2 protein-coding genes are annotated in these 1,402 nt (G+C 34.3%); both read right to left on the bottom strand.

Going from position 1 to position 1,402, the window contains the following annotated elements; genetic code table 11:
* The coding region (locus ACOVO2_RS09530) for a ribose-phosphate pyrophosphokinase-like domain-containing protein (RefSeq protein ID WP_421769738.1) at positions 1 to 455 on the bottom strand (455 nt) is incomplete at its 3' end.
* 70 nt (positions 456 to 525) lie between these two features.
* Entirely contained in the window at positions 526 to 1,212 is a 687-nt protein-coding gene (locus ACOVO2_RS09525; RefSeq protein ID WP_421769737.1) for an NUDIX hydrolase, read from the bottom strand.
* Positions 1,213 to 1,402: the final 190 nt, after the last annotated feature.

Genomic DNA, 1,402 nt, shown 5'->3' with positions numbered 1-1,402 from the left:
AGTTTAAGATTTGTTCCGATTTGTGTCACAACTTTTTGGATAAAATCATGATTTGAAATCACCGAGACGTTGTTGAGTAGAGCAGGAGTAACTTCTGAGTGTGGGTCGAAAATATATACTTTTTCTAAATTCAAATGATTGATGATATCGGCATAGACTTTTACAGATAACGCCTCTCCCATAACCATCACACGGTCTTGACGAGCCGCAGGAAAATAAGGAATAAATGCCGAAATTATTTTAACGCCCATGCGTCGAAGAGCATCGACCGTAATACATAAAAGCCCTAAATCATTAAACGAATTGATTCTGTGCGTAATCATCACTGGCAAAGAAATATCAAAGTCGGCTTTTATTTTGATATGGGGTTCTCCGCCATGAAAAGTGAAGCTCTCAAATGCAATTTCGTTTTCGTTCTGAAATGGCTTAAAATTATTATCTAAGTTGAGTATCATTTTGTGTTTGCGTTTATTTTACGCAAATGTAGTTTGTGAAAATTTAATGTGCAACTATTTTGTGTAAAATTTACGCAAATTTTATTTCAAAATGAAATCCTTCTTGTAGAAGCTGATTGTATTTTTGGGTATTAAATTGAAAAAACTTGGCAGGTCGTCCCGTATTATGCACCGAAATCTTCTCTGTTTCTTCTACAAAACCAAAACTGAGGATTTTTTTTCTGAAATTTCTGCGGTCAATTTCTTTTTCCAGAATCGTGCAATAGAGGGTTTCTAATTCGGAGAAAAGAAAGTATTTAGGTAATAAATCGAATCCGATTGGTTGATAAGTAAGTTTCGCTTTTATACGTTGAATAGCTTTTTCAACAATTTTATTATGGTCAAATGCTAAATTTGGAATCTGATTTACTTCAATCCATTGGGCGTGTTCGGCATCAGTGTCTGCCTTTATCGAAAGTTTTGAAGAATCAACTAAAGCAAAATAAGCAACCGAAATAACTCGATTGCGGGTATCCCGAAAAACATCATCGCCAAAAGTATAAAGTTGCTCTAAGTAATTGACTTCTACATTGGTTTCTTCTTTTAATTCTCTTTGAACTGCCTCTTTTAATGGCTCGTCATTCCTCACCAAACCACCTGGTAAAGCCCAATAGATTTCGTTTGTGCCAAATTTTTGTTGAATTAAAAGTACATACAATTTGCCATTTTGATAGCCAAAAACAATGGCATCAACGGCAACTCTAATATTTTGTATCATCGAAAATAAATGCGTAAAGTTTACACAAAGATAGCGTGTTTTAGTATTGCTATAAAAAAACAAACCTATAAAATCGGGGCTTCGAATTCGCTCGGCCACCGATTTTATAGGTTAGATTAAAAATTCAATCTAATATTACCCTAAATTCGTAATATCAAAAGGTAGTTTTCTGATACGTTTTCCGGTTGCT

Source organism: Emticicia sp., from assembly GCF_049241225.1.
Lineage (GTDB): Bacteria > Bacteroidota > Bacteroidia > Cytophagales > Spirosomataceae > Emticicia.
The sequence above is the reverse complement of the archived record's forward strand: the minus strand, read 5'-3'. Positions and strand labels throughout refer to the sequence as shown.

Coding starts and splice junctions, on each gene's coding strand:
- ACOVO2_RS09525 (WP_421769737.1), bottom strand. CDS start 1,212: ATGATACAAAATATTAGAGTTGCCGTTGATGCCATTGTTTTTGGCTAT.